At 70.2% G+C, this 24,449-nt stretch carries 21 protein-coding genes and 1 pseudogene; 6 read left to right on the top strand and 16 right to left on the bottom strand.

The annotated features are described in order from the left end of the window. Positions 1–242 precede the first annotated feature (242 nt). Positions 243–503, top strand: a complete 261-nt coding sequence (gene rpsT / locus F5X71_RS09255) for a 30S ribosomal protein S20 (protein ID WP_014982684.1) — start codon at positions 243–245, stop codon at positions 501–503. 166 nt (positions 504–669) lie between these two features. Further along, positions 670–921 carry a hypothetical protein gene (locus F5X71_RS09250; protein ID WP_167461570.1) on the top strand — a complete coding sequence of 84 codons (252 nt, stop codon included), beginning with the start codon at positions 670–672 and terminating at the stop codon, positions 919–921. Here the strand turns inward: F5X71_RS09250 and F5X71_RS09245 are convergent. Next, a complete protein-coding gene (locus F5X71_RS09245) occupies positions 898–1,773 on the bottom strand; it encodes a helix-turn-helix domain-containing protein (RefSeq protein ID WP_167461569.1) in 876 nt (291 codons plus the stop codon). The two genes, F5X71_RS09250 and F5X71_RS09245, sit on opposite strands and share 24 nt — an antisense overlap. Before the next feature lie 122 nt (positions 1,774–1,895). Between F5X71_RS09245 and F5X71_RS09240 the strand changes: the two genes are divergently transcribed. Then, the gene (locus F5X71_RS09240) at positions 1,896–2,966 is read left to right on the top strand and encodes an aldo/keto reductase (protein ID WP_167461568.1); all 1,071 of its coding nucleotides are present in this window, start codon (positions 1,896–1,898) and stop codon (positions 2,964–2,966) included. A gap of 114 nt (positions 2,967–3,080) precedes the next feature. On the opposite strand, the pseudogene F5X71_RS09235 reads toward F5X71_RS09240, so the two are convergent. The 5 genes and pseudogenes from F5X71_RS09235 to F5X71_RS37700 all read right to left on the bottom strand — a co-directional run. Beyond that, positions 3,081–4,268: pseudogene (locus F5X71_RS09235) on the bottom strand (LCP family protein); the annotation flags it as partial. Beyond that, positions 4,193–4,360: a hypothetical protein gene (locus F5X71_RS09230; RefSeq protein WP_167460068.1), complete on the bottom strand. Its 168-nt coding sequence runs from the start codon at positions 4,358–4,360 to the stop codon at positions 4,193–4,195. The gene F5X71_RS09230 and the pseudogene F5X71_RS09235, both read right to left, overlap by 76 nt. 211 nt (positions 4,361–4,571) lie before the next feature. Further along, positions 4,572–5,540 carry a DNA polymerase III subunit delta gene (gene holA / locus F5X71_RS09225; RefSeq protein ID WP_167461566.1) on the bottom strand — a complete coding sequence of 323 codons (969 nt, stop codon included), beginning with the start codon at positions 5,538–5,540 and terminating at the stop codon, positions 4,572–4,574. A 170-nt stretch (positions 5,541–5,710) separates the two neighbouring features. Continuing rightward, a complete protein-coding gene (locus F5X71_RS09220) occupies positions 5,711–8,299 on the bottom strand; it encodes a ComEC/Rec2 family competence protein (protein WP_194250762.1) in 2,589 nt (862 codons plus the stop codon). A gap of 79 nt (positions 8,300–8,378) precedes the next feature. Continuing rightward, positions 8,379–9,161, bottom strand: coding sequence for a helix-hairpin-helix domain-containing protein (locus F5X71_RS37700; RefSeq protein WP_428981481.1), 783 nt, complete (start codon positions 9,159–9,161; stop codon positions 8,379–8,381). A gap of 715 nt (positions 9,162–9,876) precedes the next feature. Between F5X71_RS37700 and F5X71_RS09210 the strand changes: the two genes are divergently transcribed. After that, the gene (locus tag F5X71_RS09210) at positions 9,877–10,659 is read left to right on the top strand and encodes a DUF5984 family protein (RefSeq protein ID WP_167461564.1); all 783 of its coding nucleotides are present in this window, start codon (positions 9,877–9,879) and stop codon (positions 10,657–10,659) included. Positions 10,660–10,668: 9 nt separating this feature from the next. Here F5X71_RS09210 and F5X71_RS09205 read toward each other — a convergent pair whose 3' ends face one another. The 10 genes from F5X71_RS09205 to F5X71_RS09160 form a co-directional block, all read right to left on the bottom strand. Continuing rightward, complete coding sequence (locus F5X71_RS09205; RefSeq protein WP_167461563.1) at positions 10,669–11,511, bottom strand: DegV family protein; 843 nt, start codon at positions 11,509–11,511, stop codon at positions 10,669–10,671. A 3-nt stretch (positions 11,512–11,514) separates the two neighbouring features. Next, entirely contained in the window at positions 11,515–12,270 is a 756-nt protein-coding gene (gene octT, locus F5X71_RS09200; protein ID WP_167466327.1) for a diglucosylglycerate octanoyltransferase, read from the bottom strand. A gap of 301 nt (positions 12,271–12,571) precedes the next feature. Beyond that, complete coding sequence (locus F5X71_RS09195; RefSeq protein WP_167466328.1) at positions 12,572–13,231, bottom strand: histidine phosphatase family protein; 660 nt, start codon at positions 13,229–13,231, stop codon at positions 12,572–12,574. A 27-nt stretch (positions 13,232–13,258) separates the two neighbouring features. Next, positions 13,259–13,675 (bottom strand): ribosome silencing factor, encoded by a 417-nt coding sequence (rsfS, locus tag F5X71_RS09190; protein WP_167461562.1) that lies wholly within the window; start codon positions 13,673–13,675, stop codon positions 13,259–13,261. A 26-nt stretch (positions 13,676–13,701) separates the two neighbouring features. Further along, on the bottom strand, positions 13,702–14,343 hold the full coding sequence (gene nadD / locus F5X71_RS09185) for a nicotinate-nucleotide adenylyltransferase (RefSeq protein WP_167461561.1): 642 nt from the start codon (positions 14,341–14,343) through the stop codon (positions 13,702–13,704). Between the two features lie 87 nt (positions 14,344–14,430). Then, positions 14,431–16,431: a hypothetical protein gene (locus F5X71_RS09180; RefSeq protein ID WP_238815796.1), complete on the bottom strand. Its 2,001-nt coding sequence runs from the start codon at positions 16,429–16,431 to the stop codon at positions 14,431–14,433. 2 nt (positions 16,432–16,433) lie between these two features. Continuing rightward, complete coding sequence (locus tag F5X71_RS09175) at positions 16,434–18,284, bottom strand: HSP90 family protein (RefSeq protein WP_167461559.1); 1,851 nt, start codon at positions 18,282–18,284, stop codon at positions 16,434–16,436. A gap of 63 nt (positions 18,285–18,347) precedes the next feature. Then, positions 18,348–19,775: a vWA domain-containing protein gene (locus tag F5X71_RS09170; RefSeq protein WP_167461558.1), complete on the bottom strand. Its 1,428-nt coding sequence runs from the start codon at positions 19,773–19,775 to the stop codon at positions 18,348–18,350. 4 nt (positions 19,776–19,779) lie between these two features. After that, a complete protein-coding gene (locus F5X71_RS09165) occupies positions 19,780–20,664 on the bottom strand; it encodes an AAA family ATPase (RefSeq protein WP_167461557.1) in 885 nt (294 codons plus the stop codon). A 52-nt stretch (positions 20,665–20,716) separates the two neighbouring features. After that, complete coding sequence (locus F5X71_RS09160) at positions 20,717–21,982, bottom strand: glutamate-5-semialdehyde dehydrogenase (RefSeq protein WP_167461556.1); 1,266 nt, start codon at positions 21,980–21,982, stop codon at positions 20,717–20,719. 111 nt (positions 21,983–22,093) lie between these two features. Here F5X71_RS09160 and F5X71_RS09155 point away from each other — a divergent pair, with 111 nt between their 5' ends. Continuing rightward, positions 22,094–22,969 (top strand): ribokinase, encoded by an 876-nt coding sequence (locus F5X71_RS09155; protein WP_167461555.1) that lies wholly within the window; start codon positions 22,094–22,096, stop codon positions 22,967–22,969. A gap of 112 nt (positions 22,970–23,081) precedes the next feature. Further along, positions 23,082–24,449 carry a glutamine synthetase family protein gene (locus tag F5X71_RS09150; RefSeq protein ID WP_167461554.1) on the top strand — a complete coding sequence of 456 codons (1,368 nt, stop codon included), beginning with the start codon at positions 23,082–23,084 and terminating at the stop codon, positions 24,447–24,449.

Genomic DNA, 24,449 nt, shown 5'->3' with positions numbered 1-24,449 from the left:
CAATGCTGTGTGAGACACAGGTAAATTTCTCGCATCACTAGTGGCCTCCCTGTGATTTGCCCCGTTTTCGCGTGCGACCGGTCGGTACGATCCACCGGACGAACCGGTGCCGATTTCGTGCGCCGCACGGCGGCTGGTACCCTCGACCTTCGGCGTTGCGTTACCCGTTTACCCAGGGTGTGACGCACGCATAGGAACTTTTCCAGCAGACCACTCAGCGACAGGAACACGAGGAAACAGGCGTGGCCAACATCAAGTCCCAGTTGAAGCGGATCCGTACCAACGAGGAAGCGCGCAAGCGCAACCAGTCGGTCAAGTCGGCCCTGCGCACCGCGATCCGCAGCTTCCGGGAGGCCGCTGCGGCCGGCGACAAAGAGAAGGCCGCCGCTCAGCTCCAGTTCGCGAGCCGCAAGCTCGACAAGGCTGCCTCGAAGGGCGTCATCCACGCCAACCAGGCCGCCAACAAGAAGTCGGCGCTCGCGCTCGCGCTGAACAAGCTCTGATCCACCGGTACCGAGCCGGTACCAACACTGACGCAGCCGCCGTGGCCTGGACGACCACGGCGGTTTTTGTCGTGCTCGCGGCAGGGTGAACCGCCGCCAACTGTTCATCTGCGGGGATTCCGGATCGGCCCCCAGCCTGTCAGTGGTTCCAGCTACCATTCGGCGCATGGTTACCGTGTACGCCAATCAGACCGTGGTCCGTGCCGAGGATCTGCCGGATGTGATCCGGGCAGCCGAGGTACTCGGCTTCGGGGTGAAGATCGAGAACGTGATGGTGCCCATCGACGATGAGGGCACCTACTCGCTGGAGTGGGTCGTCACGAGGGACGAGGAAGTACCGGCCTACGAGGAGTGGGACGGCCGCTACGACGACGAGGTCGACGAGGGCGAGGAGCTAGTGCTCAGCTCGGTCGAATGACCCCGCTGCCGGTGCGGGGTCGGCCGCCAGCCGATCCAGCGCCGCCTGGGAATTCTCGTCCGCCGCGCGGTAGATGACGATGCGCTGGTCGGGGTCCTGCACCGGCATCAACACCTCGAAATTGACCACCAACCGTCCGACGATCGGGTGCCGCAGCGGTTTGGCGCCGCGGCCCTGCACTCGGACATCGTGGCTGGCCCACGCCGCCTCGAACTCGCCGCTGTGCGCGATGAACTCCGCGATCAGCTCGCCGAGCGCCCGGTCATCGGGATGAGCCGCCCACGCCGCACGCAGATCCGCGATGCCCTCCCGGATGACCCGCTCCCGCTCCACATAGAACTCCCGCATGCTCGGCTCCATCAGACACAGCCACATGGTGTTGCGATGCCGCGGCGGCAGCGTCTCGAAGTCCATGAGCAGCCGCGCCATCTCTGGGTTCCAGGCCAGGATGTCGTAGCGATGATTGAGCAGCATCGCCGGTAACGGCGAAAGATCCGCCACCAGCATGGCCAGGGCAGGCGCGGGCACCGTGCTCGGCTTGCCCGCGCTCGGTTGGCGCTGCTGCGCCAGATCGAACAGGTAGGCGCGCTCATCGGCATTCAGCCGCAGCGCCCGCGACAGCGCGTCGAGCACGTCCGCGGACGGACGCAGACCACGCCCCTGCTCCAGTCGCACGATGTAGTCGGTGCTGACCCCGGCCAACTCCGCGACCTCCTCCCGGCGCAGCCCCGGTGTGCGCCGCGCCCGCCTGCGCTGCGGCAGGCCGAGGTCATCCGGGGCGAGGCGCTCGCGCCGATCGCGCAGGAAGGCCGCCAGCTCTTGGGTTCGATCCGCGTTCGCCGTTGCAGTCATCGCCCTCGATAGTACGGCTGGGTAGGACTGGGTTTCCCAGGAAGAACCTTCCCTTACCGTTGCCGCCGCACCGCTCCAGACTGGCTTGCATCAGCACGAAAGCACTGACAAAGGAGCTGGACATGTCCGGAGCACTCACCCTCGATACCTATCGACTGCTCGGCCGTTCGGGTCTTCGGGTGTCTCCGCTGTCGCTGGGCACGATGACCTTCGGCGCCGATTGGGGTTGGGGCGCCGACCGGGACGAGGCGCGCAAGATCTTCGACACCTATCTCGATCGCGGTGGAAACTTCATCGACACCGCGAGCATGTACACCAACGGCACCGCCGAGCAAATGCTCGGCGAATTCACCGCGGACAACCGCGAAAGCCTGGTACTGGCAACGAAATACACCATGCTGCGGCGGCCGGGTGATCCTAATTCCGGTGGGAACCACCGCAAGAGCATGTTCGCCTCAGTCGAGGCGAGCCTGCGCAATCTGAACACCGACTACATCGATCTGCTCTACTTGCACGCCTGGGACTTCCACACACCGGTCGAGGAAATCCTGCGCGGCATGGACGATCTCGTGCGCGCGGGCAAAGTGCTCTATGTCGGCATCTCGGATGCGCCTGCCTGGCAGATCGCGCGCATGCAGACGATCGCCGACCTGCGCGGCTGGTCGCCGCTGATCGCTCTGCAGGTCGAGTACAACCTGGCCGAACGAACCGTCGAGCGCGAACTCGTCCCGATGGCACGGGAATTGGGGCTCGGCGTGATCCCCTGGTCCCCGCTGGCCAGCGGTGTGCTCACCGGCAAGTACAGCAGGGCCGACCGCACCGACGACGCCGAGGGTTCACCGATGGGCAGCCGCAAGAACATCGCGGCCGCACAGGGTTCGCTCACCGAGCGCACACTCGGTATCGCCGACGTGGTCAAGCAGGTGGCCGGTGAGATCGGCACGTCGCCCGCCCAGGTCGCGCTGGCGTGGACGCTGCGTAACCCCGCGGTGACGGCGCCGATCATCGGCGCGCGGACCGCCGCCCAGCTCGAGGACAACCTCGGCGCGCTCGACGTCGCGCTCGACGCCGGGCAGCTGAACCGGCTGGCTCAGGTCAGCGCCATCGAACTCGGGTTCCCGCACGACATGCTGGCCCGGCCGATGACGCGCAACGTGGTCTCCGGCGACCTGAAGATCGTGGCGCGCGCCTGAGCGGAACCGTTGGCGCGCAGCTCAGTTCACGCAGGGGATGGTGTCGCCGACGCCGGCCGACCGCACCGGTGCGCCGACATCCGGTGCGGCATCGGCGGTTTCGGCCGCTGAGTACACGAACGTCGGCGCTGGTTTGAACAGGGCCGCTGTGGGGTCCGGCGCACCGAAGGCGAGCCGGACCTCGCGGCGGATGGCGGCCGGATCGATGATGTTGACGTCCTGGCCGTTGATGTTCTCGTAACGCAGCACCGGCAGGGTGCGGAACTCGACGGCGGGACTGCCCGCGGCACCGAGGGTGCGGAGGAACTCGGTGACGTTCCAGCCGTCGGACAGCACGATGTCGCGGTGCGCGACATCCATCAGCGCGTTGAGTTCGCGCAGGTCGGTGAACGTGCCCGAGCGGCGCAGATCCAGCGCTACCGAGGTGAGAAAGGCCTGCTGGCGATGGGTGCGGTCGAGGTCACCGTGCTCGAGTCCGTGGCGCTGGCGCACGAAGGCCAGCGCCTGCGCCGGGTCGAGCCGCTGCCTGCCCGCCGGGAAGTCCGCACCCGAATACTCGAGGTCACGCACCGGCTGGTTCAGGCACACCTCGACACCGCCGAGCGTCTCGGCGAGGTCGTAGAAGCCGGCCAGGGTCACCTCGGCGAACCGGTCGATCGGCACGCCGGTCAGCTCGCGCACCGCCTGCACGATCGACGCGCGGCCTGCCTCGCGGCCCGCCCGTTCCAGCGTGCGCTGGTCGGTGATCCCCTGGTCGATCAGCTGATCCTGCACCGCGGCCTTCTTCAGGCCGTACGCCTCCTTGATCTTGGCCTTGGTGTAGCCGGGGATGCCAGCCACCGAGACGTAGTCGTCGCGCGGAATCGATACCGCCACAATCTTTTTCAGGTCCGCCGGGATATGCACCAGAATCAGCGTGTTGGCGTTGTAGCCGCCTTCTTCGCCGTCACCGGCGTGTAGCTGATCGAGGATCGCCGTCGGCAGATCATTGCCGTCCTGGTCTTTTCGAGTGTCCAGGCCGATCAGCAGAACATTCAGATCACCGGCGAGCGAGCGCGGGGTATTCACGCCCAGCGCGGCCGATCTGGTGAATCCGCGATCGAGCCGGGCTTGCGTCGCCCAACCGATCGCGGCACCCGCGAGCAGCGCCGTGGACAGCCCGGCGACCACGACCTTTATCGCGATCCGCCCGATCCGAAGGGCCGGTCGCTGATGTGCATTCCGAATCAACCGTCGAGGGTGCCGCGCACCAGCCCGCCGGGGTTCATCGACCGGAAGGTCCGGTGCAGAGTCTTCGCCCATAACCAGCACCAGTTTGACACGAAATCGGTAACCAGCAATTTGCCATTTTCGGCGAAGCCGCTGGTCGAGGCAGTGCGGGCGGGCACTCCCATGGCATCGTCCGATGTTTCCAACGGGCCCGTGAGTCTTGTGCAAAACGCGTTTTACGGCTCGCTTTACCGGCCCTGCACGAGCGCGGCACAGGGTTCAGGGCATGCGCCGCAGCACCTCGATCGGCGCACCGCATGCACCTTCGACTGTGGTACAGCACACATCTGGCATCACCAACAGAGTGGGCTTACCGACCGCGCTGACGCCGCGGATTCAGTGTGCGGTGTGCAGGTCGAGAATCTTCATGAGGGCGTGCTCGAGGGCGTAGCTCGCGTCGGCGGCGCCGCCTTTGACGTCGGCGTTCAGTGCCGCGACGACCTGGAGGGCGGAGCCGATGGTGGCGGGGGTCCAGTTGCGGGCTTGCGCCTGCGCCTTCTTGACCTTCCACGGCGGCATACCGAGCTGCTGTGCCAGCTTGAACGGGTCGCCACGGCCCGCGGAGCCGACGCGGGCGATGGTGTGCACCGAGTCCGCGAGGGCGTCGGCGAGCAGCACGTGCGGCACGCCGCGGTCGTTCGCCCAGCGCAACGCCTCCATCGCGCCGGAACGATCGCCGGCGACCGCGAGCTCCGCCACGTCGAATCCGGAGACCTCCGCCTTGCCGGAGTAGTACTGCCGGACGGCGGCGACATCTATCTTGCCGCCGGTGTCGGCGATGAGCTGCGAGCAGGCCGCGGCGAGCTCGCGCAGATCGGAACCGATGGACTCCAGCATCGCCTGCACCACGTCACCGGCAACGCGCACGCCCGCGTTGCGGAACTCGCCGCGCACGAACTCGACCCGCTCGGCAGGCTTGGTCAGTTTGGCGCAGTCGTGCTGGACGGCACCGGCCTTCTGCAGCGCGGGCACCAAGGCTTTGGCGCGTCCACCACCCGAATGCAACACCACGAGCACCACACCGGGCGGCGGATCGCCCGCGGCCTCGGTGATCACCGCGACGGCGTCTCTACCGGCCTCAGCCGCCGACTCCAGGATGATGACCCGATCCTCGGCGAACAGCGACGGGCTGAGCAACTCGGCCAGTTCGGCGGTGCTCGCGTCACCGGCACGCATCCGATCGATCGGCACGGCGTCGGCGTCCGGCGCCGCCGCACGCACCTGCGCGGTGACCGCACCCACCGCACGCTCGACCAACAGCTCTTCGTCGCCGAGCACCAGGTGCAGCGGCGCGGGCTCGGTCATGACTTCGCCTCGCCGACACGCACCTTCGCCGCACCCGGCGAAACACCGCACCTACGGTTCACTCGCTGACGCTCGTTGTGGTCGGTCACGGCAGCGATCCTACGGTGACCCACCGACACCCCCGCCACAGGTTCCGCCTTCACCACCCCACGCCCGACAGCCCGCGTGCGCTAGCGGGACGTCATGAATCCGGGCGGGTGGCGGCCTAGCACGAGGAGGTCGCCGTGCTGGTCGGTGCGGAGCACGGTGGTGCCGGCGGCGGCCAGTTCGGCGAGGATCGCGGGGTGGGGGTGGCCGAAGGTGTTGTCGGCGCCGACACTGATCAAGGTCAGGCTCGGATGCACCGCGTCGAGGAATTCCCTTGTGGTGGTGCGAGATCCGTGGTGCGGCAGCTTCAGGATGTCGGATCGGAGTGGGATCCCCTGTCGTATCAGGGCTTGCTGCGCGGGGGCCTCGACATCCCCGGTCAACAGGATGCGACCGGCCGCGGTCGTGGCGGCGAGGACGATCGACCGGTCGTTGGCCTCCTCGGCTTCGGCACCCGCCGTCGGCGGTGCGGCCGTAGCCGCGGGCGCGAGCACGGTCAGCTGGACCGCACCGAACTCCAGCACCTGTCCGGCCACCAGCCGCAATATCGGAATTCGTTCGCGCCGTGCGAGTTCCACCACCTGCTCGAGGTTCTCGACCCGGGCACCGGTCGGCCGTCCCACCCGCGACGCGCCAGGTCGCCGATCCGCCGGGCAGCCTCCCGCCGCACACCGATCACAGTGCTCCGACGGTGCCGCAGCTCCGTCCGCGGGACCGCTACAGGTACCGGTCGCTGAGACCGCCGCCGTGTCCTGGTTCGCCGCCCGCTCCGAGCGCTGGTGGTCGATATCCGTGCCGATCCGTTCCTGTGCGCCGACCGCGATCGCCGCGACGGCGCGGCCGCGCACCGCACCGTCGAGGCCGCCGATGTGGTCGGCGTGGGGATGGGTCAGCACGAGTAGCGAGATCCGCGATATACCCAAGCGGTTCAAACACATTCGCATCCGGCGTGGCTCGGGACCGACGTCGATCACGACGGCCGCGCCGGCACCGGTCGCCACCGCGAGCCCGTCGCCCTGGCCCACATCACAGGCGGCCAGTACCCATCCGGACGGCGGCCAGCCCGGGTGCCAGACGCGCACCGGCAGCACCACCACCGCGATACCGAACGCCACGGTCAACAGCAGTCGGCGGCCGGCCGAGAAGCGCAACACGACAATGCAACCGGCGGTTATCGCCGCGGCGAGTAGGCCACCGCACAGGCCATCGCGCACCGCGACGGACGCGCCCGGCACCGCGGCCGCGTGCTCGGCGACAGACAGCAGCCACCACATCGGCGGTGCCGCACAGTGCACGACCAGTTCGGCAGGCGGCGACCAGATCGACGCCAGCACCGCGGCGAGTGCCCCGAGCACGGTGATCGGCGCGACCACCGGCTCCACCAGCACGTTCGCCACGATCGCGACCAAGCTGAGCCGTCCGGTCAGCGCGACGACGAGCGGCGCGGTGACCACGAACGCGCCGGCCGCCACCGCGCAGAGTTCCGCGGGCAGCCGCCACCAGCCGCGAGCGCGCAGCCAGTCCGCCCAGCTCGGCGCCAGCAGGATCAACCCGCCGGTCGCGACCGCCGACAACGCGAACCCCATCGACACCGCGAGCGCGGGCCACACGGCGAGCAGCCCGATGATCGCCGCGCACAACGCCGGAAGTGCCTGCTTGCGCCGGCCGGTCACCACCGCGAGCAAGGTGATCGCTCCCATCGCCGCGGCACGCAGCACGCTCGGGTCCGGCCGTGCGATGATCACGAACAGCACCAGCACCGATCCCGCGACCACCGCGGCGGCACGCGGGCCGAGCGTGAGCCCGCGCACGGCACCGAGCACCACCGCGAGCAGGATCGTGAAGTTCGTGCCGCTGACCGCGCAAAGGTGTTGCAGCCCAGCGATGTCGAACTCGTCCCGGACGTGCTCGGGCAGCGCCGAGGTGTCCCCTACGACGAGCGCGGGCAGCAGCCCGGCCGGTTCGGCGGGCAACGCATTGGCGGCTACGGTGGCGAAATCGGCACGCACGGCACGCGCGAGGCGCTGCCACCAAGGCAACGGGCCCACCGGCCGCGGTTCGCCCAGCGCCCGCAGCGTCACGACGGTCAGGTCGCGCTGCCGAGGCAGCTCGGCCTTGGCGGGGAACTGCACCGATTGGCCCGGCGCGAGGTTCGCCCAGCCCGCGCCCGCGGCCAGAATCACCACGGCGCCACCGGCGCGCACGGTCCGCGCGCCGTACCGGTACTCGTGCAGGTTCGCCCGCAACACCCATCGATCACCGCCGAACGCGGTGCCGCGCAACGGCTTCGGATCATCGCTCGGTGTCACCTGCACCCGCACCGAGTGCCCGATCACCGACCGCAACGGATGCGCGGCCACCCGATGCTCACGCCACGCCGCGGCCACCGCGAAACCGGCGGCCAGCAGCACCGCCGCCAACGCCACCACCGCCACGGCCCGTTGCCGCTCGCGCCGATGCGCCAGTGCCCACAGCAGCAAGACCCACAACCCGATCGCCGAGACCACCAACGCGACCGCGAGCCACAGCCCGGCCCGCCACCCCGCGGTCAACGCCACAATCGTTGCGCCCCAACACCCCAGTGCCGCGGGCAGCAACCGCGCGTCGAGCACCTCCGGCACCCGATCCCGCCCCGCCTCGTCGCGGACCCGCACCGCACCGCTCGCCCTCACCGCCGCACCGGCCCTCGTGACTCGGCCGGTGTCGGCCCGCCGACCGCAGCGGCGATCGCTTCCGTCACGCCGGTCGTGCTCATACCCGCACCAGCTCGCGGAGCCGGGCGAGCCGGGCCGGGCCGATGCCGTCGACCTCGCCGAGTTGAGCGACGTCGGTGAAGCGGCCATGGGCATTGCGCCAGGCGATGATCGCCTTGGCGGTGACCGGACCGACGCCGGGGAGCGCGTCGAGCTGGGCCTCGGTCGCGGTGTTCAAATCGACCCGGCCCGAAGCCGGTGCCGTCTGGGCGGATCCGGACGCGGGCGCGGCCGGGGCGCGGCCGCCCGCGCTGATCGTCGCGCTACCGAGTTGCGGCGCACCGGGATTGGGCCCGGACCTGCCGACGAGCACCTGGTCGCCATCGGACAGTCGCTGCGCCAGGTTGAGTCCGGTCATGTCGGCGCCGTCGAGGGGCCCGCCCGCCGCGGTGAGCGCATCGGCCACCCGCGCCCCGGCGGGCAGCCGCACCAATCCGGCTCGCGGCACCAAACCCACGACGCTGACCACGAGTTCACCGCCGACGGGCGGGCCGGGCTGGGCGGGCTCGGGTCCGCCTCCGTTCGGCGCACCGGCATCCGCCGGGCCCGCCACCGCGGCAGGTGCGTCCGCCGCGGCGGTCGAGTGCACCGCGGGCAGCGGCGGCACCGGCCGCGCGATCGGCCGCTCGCGAAATATCACGACCCCGGTCACCGCCATCGCCACCACCCCGACCGCCAGCAACGTGCACACCCCGCGCCGCCCGGGGTCGATCCGGATGCCACGGAAACGCTCCGGCACCAACCGATCCCGCCACCCACGCCGAGCCGCAGGCTCCGACAACCACCCCGGCGAGCGCACCACCCCGGCGTCGGCGGCAGCCGCGGGGACCGATTCGGGTGCCAGCACCTCGAGGTCCCAGTTTCCCTCCTGCTCAGGGCTTTCCAGGTCCGAACCGGCCACCGGACGGGACGGCTCCGCAGAATTCCCGCGCACCGCGACCGAACATGCCCGCGGCACCGACGGCCGGTCGGGGCCGGACGAGCCGTCGGCCGACAAGCCACCGTGGCCATCCGGCGCGCCGACGGGGGACGACGCGCGCGGCCACGCGGACGGTGTGGCGTCGGCGGCCGGGTGGACCGATCGCGGTGGGACACGGTTCGCCGACCGCGCGTCGGCGGCCGACGTCCGCCCGCCGGGCAGCAGCCGCAGACCCTCGGCCTCCCAGCGTTTCACCGCCAGCGCCCGTGACACGTGCGGTCGCCGGGTGCCGAGGGGTTTCGGGGTTGCGCCGCGACCGGCGCTGCTGACGCTCACGCGGGTGGTCAGGGTGCCGAGTCGCCGGTGGGTTCGGTCGCGCTCTCGCTGTCGTGACATGGGGCCGAAACTAGTTACGGGGGTGACGCAAAGGTCCTGGCCGAACAGGTATTTCGCCTGTCATGTGGATAGTCGCGGGATGGGGACAACTCGCTGCCGACGCGCATCCCGGCGGGCGGATCGGCGGATGTCACCGGTGCGCACGCTCCCGGATTCCACGGGCTGGTGCCAGACTTGGCGGGTGATCCACTTCCGTTTCGGCTTGACGCCGGTGGACCGAGTCGCTCCGTGGGGAGAGCAACGCCGGACGCTGCACTGGTTCGCGCTGACCGAGGGTTGGTACGGCATCGACCTCGGTGGGCACACCCTGCTGCGCTATGGCGCGCGCACCACCGAACTCCTGCGGGCACAGTCCGGCGGCGCGGAAACACCCTACGACTGCTACGTCTCCTATTACGTGGCCCGCCTATGGGAGGACCTGCTCGCGCTCTTACCCAGTGCACTGGAGCCGGTGCCCCCGGACCTGGCCGAGTTCATCGGCACCGACGCCGCGGCCTGGCACTGGACCGAGTCGGCCGAGGTCGACGCCGCGGCCACCTGGTACGGCGAGCACACCCTCGATACCGGCTATCTCTGGTTCGGCCCGCATCTGCGCTGGTGGCGCACGGTCGACGCGGAGCGCGACACCGTCACCCTCGCCTGGCGCCACCCCGAAGACCCCGAGCACGAGATCGAGTTCACCGCACCGGCAGCCGGGCAGATCACCGTACCGACCGACGAATTCCGCAGTGCGGTAGCAGAACTCGATCGCGCCCTGCTGGCGACGCTCGCGACCCGGCTGCGCGAGTTCGAATCCTCAGGTCCCCCACCGGGTGTCGATCTCGACCTCGAACAGCTGCGGCTCGAACAAGACGACCGTGCGCACTGGCTCGCCCGCGCCATGTGCGCGCGACCCGAGACGGACTGGTCCGCGGTCCGGGCCGGCGCCGAGGTGCTCCGCCGGTCCGCTCCCGTCCTGCCCTGAGCGAGCCCGCTACCCGCAGCCGCCGGGGAGGACGAGCACTCCGACGGCACCGAGACCGAGATGCACCCCGAGGGTGGGCCCGAATTCGGCCACCATCAGTTCCCGGATGCCGGGCACCAGCTCGCGCAGCTGCGCGGCCACGGTCTGCGCGGCCTCCTCGGCGCCCAGGTGCTGGACGGCGACCGCGGCACCGTCCTCGCCCGCCGCGTCGACCGCCGCCGCGACGAGTTTCGCGAACGCCTTCGATCGCGTGCGCACCTTCTCCCGCAGTTCGAGCCGCCCCTCGACGATGTGCAGCAGCGGTTTGGTGACCAGCTCGCTGCCGAAGAAGGCGGCGGCCGAACTCAACCTGCCGCCGCGGCGCAGCTGTTCGGTCCGATTGACCAGGATGAACGTACGGGCGCGACTCGACGCGGCGACCGCGGTGTCGTAGACCATGTCCAGCGCGGCACCGGTGCGAGCGCGCCGCGCCGCCGCGAGCACCGGCAGGCCGGTGGCCAGGCCGGCGCCGAGCGAGTCGACCAGGCGCACCCGATCGGCGGCGTCCATGTCGCGCACGGCCTGCCTGCCCGCCTCCCAGGTACCGGAGAGCTGGCGCGAAATATGCACCGCGACAACACCATCACCGTCGCTGCGGGCCAGCGCCTCTTCGTACACAGCGCGCAGCTCGCCGGGTGAGGCGGCCGAGGTGGTCACCGTGTCGGCGGCGTAGTCGATCTCGATCGGGTCGACGCCCTCGCGGATCGCGCGGTCCCCGATCAGGACATGGAGCGGGACGACGGCGAGCTCCAGCTCATCGACGAGTTCGGCAGGAAGGCTGGCCGACGAATCTGTCACGACCACGACGGCCACGGACTACCGAACCTCCTGCAGAGCCTTCACCATCGCGTTGGCCACGGCCTCGTGTCCGGCCCAGCCCCAGTGGATTCCGTCCGGGTTGGCGTCACCGGAGAAGATGTTGTCGCGCACGGCCTCGGCGAGGTCGACGAGCGGCACGCCCGTGCGCCCGGACCATTCGCGCAGTGCCCGCACGGCGGGCTCGCGCCCGGTGTGCACGCGCCCGTAGGCCGCGCAGTCGTGAACCGACGGCAGCACCGCGACGACCGGCAGGTCGGGTCGCAACTGCGCCAAGGCTTCGCGCGACTGCTCCAGGTAGTCGACGCTCACCTTCGGCGGAAGTGCCACGGGGCGACCGAGTTTCGACAGTTTCGGTTGCAGCCAGTTGTAGGTCGCGCGTACCCCGCGGCGCACGCCGGACGGGCGCACGTAGCGGATCAGTTCGCGCAGGGCGGTCGGCAGCGGCGAGGGCAGCGAGTCCATGCCGCCGACGGCGAAGACCACCGCACCGGCACGCGGCACCGCCGCCCACACGCGCGGGTCGCCGATCAACGCCCAGTAGGCGTCCCGGCAGGTCCAGCCGATCCGGCCGACCAGCTCGACCTCCCAGCCGAGTTCGGCGCCGACCAGATTCGGCCAGATCCGCGGATGATCCGCGGGCAGACCGCCTTTGGGGCCGAAGTACGACAGCGAATCGGCGATCACCAGCAGCACCGGTCGCTCGCCGGAGGTCGCGACCGCCGGTCGCGGTTGGTCCGCGGCTGCGTCGACCACTTCGGCGGCCTGCGCGTCGAGTTCCCCGGATTCAGTTGCGTCCGTGCCGGACTCGGCCGCCACAACCGAGCCAACGGGATCTTCGGGTGGCGGGTCCACCGAGCTGGCGGGGCGGGCGGAGTCGTCCGCGTCGGCGGCTCCCCCCGGCTGTTCCGAGTCCGAATCCGTTCCGTCGGAGTCTGTTTCGGTCACCGCGGCCGGTGCGGCCTGCGGCGGACCGAACAGCGCATCCGGGATCGAACGTTCCGGTTTCGCCGAAGCTTTCCGGAACAGTTCGTCCGGCACCTGCCGAATCGGATCTTCAGAGGACATCCGGGGCCACCTTCGCAGCTGCGTTCCACACATCGAGACGCCAGCCGGGCTGGTCGATGCTCGGACCGTGGCTGCTGAGCTGCACCCAGCTGGTATTGGCCAGTCCGCCGAGGACCGGCCAGTGGGCTGGCGGCAGGTCGAGCAGCGCGGCCGTGAGGCCTGCGATCAGCCCGCCGTGCGCCACCAGGATGATAGTCCGGCCCGGCCAGTCCTGCCGCTCGACCAGCAATTCCCGCACCACCGGCAGTGCCCGCGCGCCGACCTCGAGTTTGGTCTCCCCGTTGGGCGGCCGAAAGCCGGGGTTACGACGCCATTCCAGGCGCGCGCCGGGGTAATCGGCGTCCACCTCCAGATGCGTCAGGCCTTCCCAGTCACCGAGATCGGTTTCGCGTAGCCGCTGATCGGGCACCACATCCAGAGCGGTGTGCTCGGCCAGCGCGGACGCGGTGTCGAAGGCACGCCGCAGATCCGACGAGACGATGGCGATGGCATTGCGGGAAACGAGTTCGCGCGCAGCCTCTTTCGCCTGCCTGCGACCGAGTTCGGTGAGATCGGTGTCGATCTGCCCCTGCATCCGGTCGGCGGCGTTCCATTCGGTCTGCCCGTGGCGCAACAGGATCAACGTGCGCACGCTGGCATATTTGTTCACGACTGCCACCCGGCTACTCCCCCTCGTTCACTCGGCGTCGCTGTCCGCGTCACCGTCCACCGCCGCGGGCCGGTTCTCCGGCGCGCCGATGCCGTCCACCGGCACCACCGGGCAGTCTTTCCACAACCGTTCCAACGCATAGAAATTGCGCTCGTCATTGTGCTGGATGTGCACCACGACGTCGACATAGTCGAGCAGGGCCCAGCGCCCCTCCCTGGTGCCTTCGCGCCGCACCGGCTTGTGCCCGGCTTCGCGCAGCTTCTCCTCGACATTGTCGACGATGGCGTTCACCTGGCGCTCGTTCGGCGCGGAGGCGATGACGAAGCAGTCGGTGATCACCAGCTGCTCCGACACGTCGAGCACCACGACGTCGGTGGCCAGCTTCTCGTCCGCCGCCAGCGCAGCAACCTGCGCGATCTCGACCGACTCGACCGATGCCGTCATGCCCGCCCCTCGCTACGCATTTTCACTCAGCTACCTTCCGCTTCTGCGGCCACGTACAGGTGCCGCTTCGATATGTACTGCACCACGCCATCGGGGACGAGGTACCACACCGGCCGGTTCTCGGCGGCGCGGCGACGGCACTCGCTCGACGAGATCGCCAACGCGGGGATTTCGATCATGGTCACCGCGTCGGCCGGCAGGTCGCGCAGATGCTCTTCGAGATGATCGGTATTCAGCTCATACCCCGGACGGCTCACCCCGACAAACCTCGCCAGTTCGAACAGTTCGGCCCAATTCTGCCATGTCAGGATGTTGGCCAGCGCATCCGCTCCGGTGATGAAGAACAGCTCGGCGTCGGGGTGCTGGCTGCGCATCTCGCGCAGGGTGTCCACGGTGTAGGTGACCTTCTGCCGGTCTATGTCGGCACGGCTGACCGAGAAGCTCGGGTTGGAGGCGGTCGCGATCACGGTCATCAGGTAGCGGTCCTCGGCGGGACTGACCTTTTTGTCCGCCTTCTGCCAGGGCTGACCGGTGGGAACAAAGATCACCTCGTCGAGGTCGAACCGGTCGGCGACCTCGCTGGCGGCGACCAGGTGACCGTGGTGGATGGGATCGAAAGTCCCGCCCATCACACCGAGCTTGCGGCCGCGCCGGCCTGTCTCTCGCATGAGTGCCGAGCTTAACGGGTCGAGTGCCGGTCACCGGGGGCGGTAAGCCGCCGGACGGGCGGCCCCGGGCGACCGTGCGCGACCGGACTATTCGTCGGTGGCCTCCCCGTCCAGCATTTCGTCCAGTTGCCTGCGCGTCTCGGCGAGTTCCTCGCTCACCTCCGCGCTGCTCGGGGCCTGTTCCAGTTCCGCGATCATGGCACGCATCGCCGCGAACCAGGACCGGTCCTGCTCGGAGCCGTATCCCCACAGCTGGAACCAGGCGGCCGAGCGCACGCACCTGGCCCGCGGCACCACCTCGCCGAGTTCGCCGAACAGCGCGGCGGCCCGCAGATAGGCCGCAAGCGCCGCCTCGGGGCGTTCGCAGTAGTCCAGGGTCGTCGCGACGGACCAGGCCAGCTCCGCGTGCAGCGCGCGGCGTTCGGGATCGTGTTCCACCAGTCGCGCGCCCTCGGCGAACTGCCGCGCGGCCTCCTCGTACCGATGCAGCGCCCGCAGCGACGCGCCGAACTGCGCGCGCACGGTGGCCAGCTCGGCGGCCGGATACGGCACCTGCGCCGCCAGCGCCTCCTCGAACAGCGCGACCGCCTCGCCGTGCCTGCCCGCCCGATGGAAGGCCCGCGCGGCGATCACCGTGTGGTGCAGCAGGTCCGGTTCGGACAACCCCTCCCAGCGCGCGCCCGCACGCACCGCGGCATCGGCGAGGTCGAGTTCGCGTCCCGGTTGCCCGGCCAGTGCGATGACCAGCTGCGAACTCAGCCGGGCCAGGTGCTCGGCGGGCAGCACCGAGACGCCGATGGCCAACGCTTGGCGCAGATGTCCTTCGGCCGCGGCCGGGTCGACGGAGAGTTCCGCGGTGCCGAGTTCGGCGAGCCGCAGCGCCTCGGACCTGCGGTCCTCGGCCGAGCTGCCCTCCCATTCCGCGGCGGCCACCGCGCGCTCCACGCAGTCGGCGACGGTGATCTCGCCCGCCGCCGCACGCACGCCGACCAGCTCGGACCGCTTGCTGCGCAACCCGAGCGGCAGCCGTTCCACCAGGGGTTGCGCCGCCAGGCGCGCGGCGATCCTGGTGCTCACCGCGGTGTTCCCGTTGCGCAGGTCGTAGCGGGTGCACAGACCGGCGATCTCGGTATCGAGCTCGGCGAGCAGCGAATACGCGGTCCCCGCGCCGATCGGCAGATGGCCGAGACCGAGCGTCTCCAACCGGCGCAGCAGGACGCCGACACCGCTGATGAACTCGAGCCGGCCTCCGACGTCGGCACCGGGATCGGTGAGCCAGCGCGCGTGCTCGGCGAGGAGCTCGAGCCCGCGCCCCTCGTTGCCGGTGAGCGCGCAGAACTCGATGTGCTTGGCCACCGATGGCCGCAGGCTGTCGTTGAGCCGCACCAGCGGATATCCGGTGAGATGCGCGTTGCGCGCCTCGGCGAAGCGACCGGTGCGCAGCATCGGGAGCAGCGCCAGCGCCAGCACCCGGTGCGGCTCTTCGCTACAGCTGTGCTCGCCGTCGAGCACCGGTCGCCAGTGCGCGAGCGCGGCCTCGTCGTCGCCGAGCGCCGCACTGCCGATACCCCATTCGTTGCACTCGCAGGCCTCGCAGTCGGACATGGCGTCGCGCGGCGCCGCCATGGCCTGCTCGTGCATGCGGGCGCCCCGCGCGGCGTCGCCGAGCTTGCGGGCCAGCTCACCGCGCAGCGCGAGCACCGGCCGCAGGCTGTAACCCCGCTGCCGGTACCGGTTTTCGAGCTCCTCGAACCAGCGCTCGACGGTCGGCAGCGGGATCGCCGGATTGTCGATCAGCCCCCAGGTCATCCATTTGAGGTACCAGTGCACCGAATACGTCAGCGGGCCCAGCTCGGCCGGATGCTCGTCATAGATCCGCAACAGCCTGCCGTAGGCGACCGGCGCGAGGTCGCGCTCGCTCGCGTAGGCGTACGACTCGGCCAGCTCGAGCAGCACCCGTCCCTCGAGCTGCCGATCGGCAGCCGATTTGGCCGCCGCCGCAAGGGTTTCCAGGCGTTCGACGCGAAGCCTGCCGTGCGGCAGCGCATAGACCTGCGTCAGTGCGTCCTTGATCTCGGCGGTGTCCACGTTCACTCCGTTTCGTCGCCGGTGCCCGCGGCACGGCGCGTCGCCCAGCTGAGGAACTCGCCGAACGCGCGGTTGAGCAGCGCGGTGTCGGCGGGTCGCAGCGGGCGGTGGGTCATCAGCAAGGCCTGGCCGTACAGCGATTCCACCGCGGTCTTCAGGAACGCGGGATCGTTGATCCTGGACAGCCTGCGCACGATCGGGCTGTGGTGATTCAGCACGAGTTGCGCGCGCGGCGCGGCGGCATCGAGCGCGCCGAGGATCTCCGACCACAGCTCGTCGGCGCCGAGTGCGGTCTCGGCCCTGGTGCGTTCGTTGCGTGCCGCCCGCCCGTCCAGGTACAGCGCGGGCACCGAGAGCGGGTGAAAGGCACGCAGAATCACGTCACAGGACAACGGATCGAGCACCGCGCGGGCGGCGGTCAGGACCGGCGTCATGGCCAGCTCCTCGCTCGGATCGACCGGGTCGAGCGCGGCGGTGAGGGTGCGCACGTCGAGGTCGGCCACTTCGACCTCGGGTAGTAATCGCGGGAGTAGCTCCACCAGCTCCCGGTCGTAGGCGTAGCCGCCGTTGACGATGCCGATGCCCTGCGCGGCCGCGGTCGCGGCCACCTGGCGGAACTCCTCCACCGTCGCGGTGATCCGCACAACCGGGTGACTGCGGGCGAACTCGGCGAGCGGCATCCGGCCATCGGAGGTCTCGAAGGTCAAGTGCGGCAGCATGATCCGGAACAGCTCCGGGGAATGCCTGGCCATCGCCTTGACCCCGAGCGCGTGCACCGCGAGGAACGCGGCCAGGCGCTGCGGCTGCTCGGTGGCGATCTCGGTGAGCCAGTCGCGCACTCGGTCGCCGAGCACCTCGCGGATGATGGCCAGCCGCTCGTCCTCGTAGAGCCCCTCCCTGGAGGCGGTCGGGCGCAGCGAGTCGGTGTCGATCACGCAGCGCACGAAGAACGCCCAATCCGGCAGCAGACCGCGCACGGCGTCCCCGAGCAGCATGCCCTTCAGGTATACGCGGTGCGCGCTGCTCTCTGCCGGATTGCCCGGCTGGGCGAGCACATACGCGACGCCGGTGACCCCCGCGAGCTCCGCGTCCAGATCGATCACGTCCAGCGGCGCGAAACCGAGCGTGCGCTCGCCGAATTCGAGCAGTGCCGCCCGGCGCTCGGCCGGTGACGGAAAGTCGCGATGCCACACCGCGGGCCCGTCGGTGATCGGCACGACGACCCCGTCGGACTCGACCGTCACCGCGTACGGCAGCAGCGCGCCGAATTCGCGCGCGAGTTCGATCACCCGGCGCGGGGCGAACCACGACTCGGCGCCCGCCCGCGGGGTGAGCCGCACCGTCGTGCCCGCCTCTGGGCTGGTCTTGGGTTCCAGCACCCGCACCGAATAGGTGCCGTCGGCGGCCGCCAGCCATTCGACCGGCGCGGCCGCCGGATCCGCGGCCGAGCGCGTGACCACCCGGATCGTCTCCGCCACGGTGAAGCAGGCCAGCAGGCCGATCCCGAACTGACCCAGGAACTCGCGGCGCGCGCCCTCGATCTCGTCGCGCTTGGACGAGCGGCCGATGGTGGCCAGGAAGCGGTGCACGTCGGCCTCGGTCAGCCCCACCCCCGGGTCGGTGATCCGCAGGCCGTGCTCGTCGACGCTGATCCGAATCGCGGTCGGCGCGAGCCGGTCGCGCGCGGCCCGCGCGGTGACCGCGTCCACCGCGTTCTGCAACAGCTCACGCAGGTAGACGCGCGGGCTCGAGTACAAGTGGTGCGACAGCAGATCGACTATCCCGCGTAGATCCACCTGGAACGCATAACTGTCCGCCACCGCCGCCGCCCCGTTCGGCGTTCTTTCCACCATGGTGGCCGATCGTGCCCCGCCTGCCCAATGGTTCTCTTAACGATCGCTGATGGCGACCCCGTTCTACACCGGGAGCAGGCGCGATACCACCGCGGTCAGCTGCCGGGCCGAGCGGCACTCGTGCATCTCGATGACGTCCTGATACTTGTCGGCGGCCGAATCCCCGGAGCCCCAGTTGGTGCGCATCTCCGGGTTGAGCCAGTGCGCGTGCTTGGCGGTCCGCACCAGCGACCGCAGCGTCTCCAGATCGGGATCACGGTAGTTCGTGCGCGCGTCGCCGAGGATCAGCAGCGAACTGCGCGCGGTGACCGCGTCGGGGTAGTTCCGGACGAAGCCGGCCAGCGCGTTGCCGTAGTCGGAATGCCCGTCCATGCCGACGACGCCCGCCTCGGTGAAGATCCGGGCCATCGCCTTGTCCAACTGGGTGCGCGGATCGAAGAACCGGGTCACCTCGTCGGTCTGATCGACGAACGCGAAAATCCGCACCCGCGAGAACTGTTCGCGCAGCGCGTTGACCAGCAGCAGGGTGAAGTTGCTGAAGCCCGCCACCGAGCCGGACACGTCGCACAGCAGCACCAGTTCGGGGCGGCCGGGCCGTGGCTTGCGGTTCACCAGGTCGATCGGCACGCCGCCGGTCGACATCGACTTGCGCAGCGTCTTGCGCAGATCGATCTCGCCGCGCCGGGAATGCCTGCGGCGCACCGCGAGTCGCGAGGCGAGAATGCGCGCCAGCCGTTGCGTGCCGCGCCGCAGCTCGGCGAGCTCGGACTCGGAGGCGCGCAGGAAATCGACATCCTCGGCCTGCCGTGCGACGCCGTAACCCGCGACGCGCTCGCGCCCGATCCGCTCGGCCACCCGCCGCCTGGTCTCGGCCTCCACCGCCGCGCGGAATCCGTCGATGCGCCCGCGTGCGGTCCGCCGGGCGATCTCGGTGTCGAAGGCGCTGACGTCCGGCCCGGCGGCGAGCCCGGCCAAGATCTTGGCCAGCAAGGTCTGCGGCTGTACGTCTTTCAGCGCCTGATACGCCGAGAACGACGCACCGCTCGCGGACTGGTACTGGCCGAGTTGATCGACCACCTGCGCGGCCAGCGCGTCCAGCCGGGCCTCGGCCGACTCCTCGGTCAACAGCTCGGCGAGCAGTTCGCGCAGCGCCGCGATGTCGATCTCCCCTGCCGCGTCGCGCGGTATCTCGACCTCGTCGCTGGCGGCGATGCGCTCGCCGAGGGCGCGCGGAAACCACAGGTCGAACAGTCCGTCGAACGTCGTGCGATGGGTGGTGCGGCGCAGCAGCGCGCACGCGAGTCCTTCGCGCAGCACGTCACGGTCGAGCAGGTCGAGCACGGTGACCACGCGGCCCGCGTCCACGGTCTCCGACGGACCGACCGGAATACCGCGCTCACGCAGCGCCTCGACGAACCCGACCAGGTGGCCCGGCAGTCCGTGCGGCGCCTGCAACGGCGGCTCCGGTGCGGGCAGTGATCGCGCGGCCATCGGCTCAGGCCAGCTTCAGCTCGGCCAGCGCGCGCTGGTGATCGCTCTGATGCTTGAGCACGACGCCGAGCGTGGCGCGCACGGTGGTGTCGTCCAGATCGTGCAGGCCGAGCGCGAGCAACGTGCGACCCCAGTCGATCGACTCGGCCACCGAGGGCAGCTTCTTGAGCTGCATGCCGCGCAGCACGTGCACGATCCGCACCAGCTGGGCGGCGACGGCGGCGGACAGCTCGGGCACCCGGCTGGCCAGGATGCGACGCTCCAGGTCCTCGTCCGGGAAGTCCAGGTGCAGGTACAAGCAGCGGCGCTTGAGCGCCTCGGACAGCTCGCGGGTGGCGTTGGAGGTGAGCACCACGAACGGCTTGCGGCTCGCGGTGATGGTGCCCAGCTCCGGCACGGTCACCGCGAAATCGCTGAGCACCTCCAGCAGCAGACCCTCGATCTCGACGTCGGCCTTGTCGGTCTCGTCGATCAGCAGCACCGTCGGATCGCTGCGGCGGATCGCGGTGAGCAACGGCCGCGAGAGCAGGAACTCCTCGGTGAAAACGTCGGCTTTGGTTTCTTCCCAGTCGTTTTCGCTGGATGCCTGGATACGCAGGATCTGCTTGGCGTGGTTCCACTCGTACAGCGCGCGGGCCTCGTCGACACCCTCGTAGCACTGCAGGCGGACCAGTTCCGCGGCGGAGGTCTGCGCGACCGCGCGGGCCAGCTCGGTCTTGCCGACGCCGGCCGGGCCCTCGATGAGCAGCGGCTTGCCCAGCCGGTCGGCCAGGAACACCGAGGTGGCCGTGGCCTTGTCGGCGAGATAGCCCGTGCTCGCGAGCCGATCGATCACATCGTCGACCGAGGTGAAAATCGGCTCCTGGGGCGACTCGGGATTGGGGGCCACGTGCAGTCCTTCCTTCGGCGACGAGCGGAAGGCGGACCGCTCGCCCCTCTACTTATACGGGCCGAGTCTGGCCGTCGCCCCACACGATCCACTTGGTTGAGGTCAGCTCCGGTAGCGCCATCGGGCCGCGGGCGTGCAGCTTCTGGGTGGAGATGCCGATCTCGGCGCCGAAGCCGAACTGCTCGCCGTCGGTGAACGCGGTGGACGCGTTCACCATCACGGCCGCCGCGTCGACCCGGCTGGTGAACTCCCGCGCCGCGGCGACCTCGCCGGTGACGATGGCTTCGGTGTGCCCGGTACCCCAGGTGTTGATGTGGTCGATGGCCGCGTCCAGGCCGTCGACCACCTTGAGCGCGATATCGAGGGTGAGGTACTCCTCGCCCCAGTCCTTGTCGTCGGCGGGGACCAGGCCGGGCAGATCGCCGTGCACCGTGACGCCGTGCCGCTCCAGTGCCTCGATCAGCTTCGGCACCGCGGTAGTCGCGATGGCGTCGTCGATGAGGACGGTCTCGGCGGCGTTGCAGACGCTCGGGCGGCGGGTCTTGGCGTTGAGCAGGATCTGCTCGGCCATCTCCAGGTCGGCGGCGGCGTGCACGTAGACGTGGCAGTTACCGGTGCCGGTCTCGATGGTGGGCACCCGCGCGTCCCGGACCACCGCGTTGATCAGGCCCGCGCCACCGCGCGGGATGACCACGTCGACCAGGCCGCGGGCCTGGATCAGGTGGGTGACGCTGGAACGGTCCGCACTGGGCAGCAGCTGCACGGCATCGGCCGGAAGTCCCTGTGCGACAAGCGCGTCCCGCAGCACGGTGACCAGCGCGGCATTGGAGTGCGCCGCCGAGGACGAGCCGCGCAGCAGGGCCGCGTTGCCCGACTTGAGGGTGAGCCCGAAGGCGTCGACGGTGACATTCGGCCTGGCCTCGTAGACCATGCCGACCACGCCGAGCGGCACCCGGACCTGGCGGGCCTCCAGGCCGTTGGGCAGCACCGAGCCGCGCACCACGGTGCCGACCGGGTCCGGCAGCCCGGCCACCTGACGCAGGCCGGAGGCGATGCCGTCGACGCGGGACTTGGTCAGCCGCAACCGATCGAGCAGCGACTCCTCGGTACCCGCGGACTTCGCCGCCATCAGGTCCTCGGCGTTGGCCTCGAGCACGGTGTCGGCCGCCGCGAGCAACGCGTCGGCGGCGGCGTGCAGCGCCTCGTTCTTCTGCGCCGTGGTGAGCTGGGCCAGCACCCGCGACGCGACCCTGGCCTTGCGCGCGGCCTCGTGCACCACCTCGCGGACATCCACTTCGGACGCCGTTTCTACCGTCATGGGTACAGCCTACTGACCCGGTCCAGGCCGAATCCCACCGCTGGTCGCGACCGCCGCCGGAGCCGTTACCGGTCGGGGCGGCGGTGCCGGTGCGGCACTAACCTCGACGGCATGGCCGAAAAGACGGACGTTGCCTCGATCGCGGTGCTCGGCAGTATCAACATGGACCTGGTGGCGACGACGCGACAGCGGCCCGCGCCCGGGGAGACGGTGCTCGGCACCGGATTCGCGATGGTGCCGGGCGGCAAGGGGTCGAACCAGGCGATCGCGGCGCGGCGCGCGGGCGGGTCGGTGCGGTTCGTCGGGGCGGTAGGCGACGACGTGTTCGCCGCCGAGCTGCGCCGCGCGCTGACGGACGCGGCGGTGAACGTGGATCGGCTGCGCACCGTGGCCGGGCCGAGCGGGGTCGCCGCCATCGTGGTGGACGGCGGCGGCGAGAACAGCATCATTGTGATCGGCGGGGCGAACGCACGGCTGACCGAGCTGACCGAGGCGGATCTCGCCGTCATCGCCGATGCCGATATCCTCCTGTGCCAGTTGGAGATTCCGATCGAGACCGTCGCCAAGGCCGCGGCGCACGCGCGGGCGAACGGCACGACGGTGCTGCTGAACCCCTCACCCGCACAACCGCTTCCCGCCGATCTGTGGGCGAACGTCGATGTGGCGGTGGTCAATTCGGGCGAGGCCGCACAGCTCGGAGCCGCCCTCGATCCGGTCGCGCACGTGGTGACCACCCGCGGCGGCGACGGCGCGCACTATCGCGGGCCGAACAGCGAGATCAGCAAGCCGAGTCCACGGGTCACGGTCGTCGACACCACCGGCGCGGGCGACACGTTCACCGGCGCGCTCGCCGCCGCCTGGCACCGCGGTCCGGAATGGGCGCTCGCCTGGGCGGTCACCGCGGGCTCCCTGGCCACCACCAAGCTCGGCGCCAGCACCGCCATCCCCACCGCCGAGGAGATCACCGGCGCGCTCGCCGCGCAGTAGCGGCCCCGCAGCGGACGACCGCAGCCGCACCCGCGAATCCCCTGGGCGGCACCGGAATCGGCTCTGCGGAGTTGTTCCCCCGGGCGGGGCTCGCGGGCTATCGTTGACATTCATGCCAACCATGCCGGAGCGCATACCGTCCGATGACGATCATGCGGCGCTGATCGGCAGGTTGGACGCCGATATGGTCGCGCTCACCTTCGTCGACAATGCCGGGATCACCAGGGTGAAGGCGGTGCCGATGCGCAGGCTCGCCCACGCCGCGCGGTACGGCATCGGCGTTTCGCCCTGCTTCGAGACCTTCGGATTCGATGATCTGATGACGGTCGGCAAATATCTGGGTGGCCCGGACGGTGACCTGCGCCTGGTCCCGGATCTGTCCGTGCTGACCGAGCTGTCCTGCCAGCCCGGCTGGGCCTGGGCGCCCGCCGACAAATACACCCAGGACGGCACCCCCTTCGTCGCTTGTCAGCGCGGGTTCGCCACGAGACAGGCCGCGGCGGCGCACGAGGCGGGGCTGCGGCTGTCCATGGCGTTCGAGACGGAATGGTCCATCGGCCAGGACACCACCGAGTTCACCCCGGCCGTGCACGGGCCCGCCTACGGCATGGTGCGGCTCGGCCAGGTCGCGGACTACGCGCGCGAACTGGTGGCGGTGCTGGAGCGGCAAGGCATTCTGGTCGACCAGTGCCATCCCGAGTACGCACCAGGCCAACTGGAATTGTCGGTACAGCCTGCCGACCCGGTGGGCGCCGCCGACGACGCGATCCTGGTGCGGCACACCATCCGGCAGGTGAGCACGCAGTACGGCTGGCGCGCGCAACTGGCTCCCTGCATCGATCCCGAAGGCGCCGGTTCCGGTGCGCACCTGCACTTTTCGGCACAGGACGCGGAAGGACCGCTGTTCGCCACCGGCCAGGGCCCCTACGGTATGCGCCCGGCAGGCGAGGCCTTCCTCGCCGGGGTGCTGCGCGAGTTGCCCGCGCTGGTGGCGGTCGGCGCGGGCAACCCGGCCAGCTTCCTGCGCCTGGTGCCCTCGCGCTGGGCCGGGGCGTGGCAGTGCTGGGGACGCGAAACCAGGGAGGCGGCATTGCGTTTCGTCACCGGGGTGCGCGGCACCGAGCAGTCGGCCGCCAACGCCGAGGTCAAATGCTTCGATGCGACCGGCAATCCGTATCTCATCGTCGGCTCGATCATCGCCGCCGGGCTGGCCGGCATCGCGGAGGAGCTGCGGCTGCCCGCCGAAATCACCGGCGACCCGGTGGATTTCGACGCCGAGCGGCTGATGATCGCGGGTGTGCGCAGGCTGCCGATGAACGCCGGTGAAGCCGCCGATCGACTGGCCGACTCCGCGGTTCTGGCCGACGCCATGGGCCCCGAACTGCACGACGCCCTGCTCACCGTGCGCAACGCGGAAGCCGCGCGGTACCGCGACACCGGCCCGGAAGAGCTTGTCGCACTGACCCGTTGGCGGTTCTGA

It is taken from the genome of Nocardia brasiliensis (assembly GCF_011801125.1).
In the GTDB taxonomy this organism is placed as follows: Bacteria; Actinomycetota; Actinomycetes; order Mycobacteriales; family Mycobacteriaceae; genus Nocardia; species Nocardia brasiliensis_C.
Note: the sequence above shows the minus strand (reverse complement) of the source record. Positions and strands in the feature narration are given on the sequence as shown.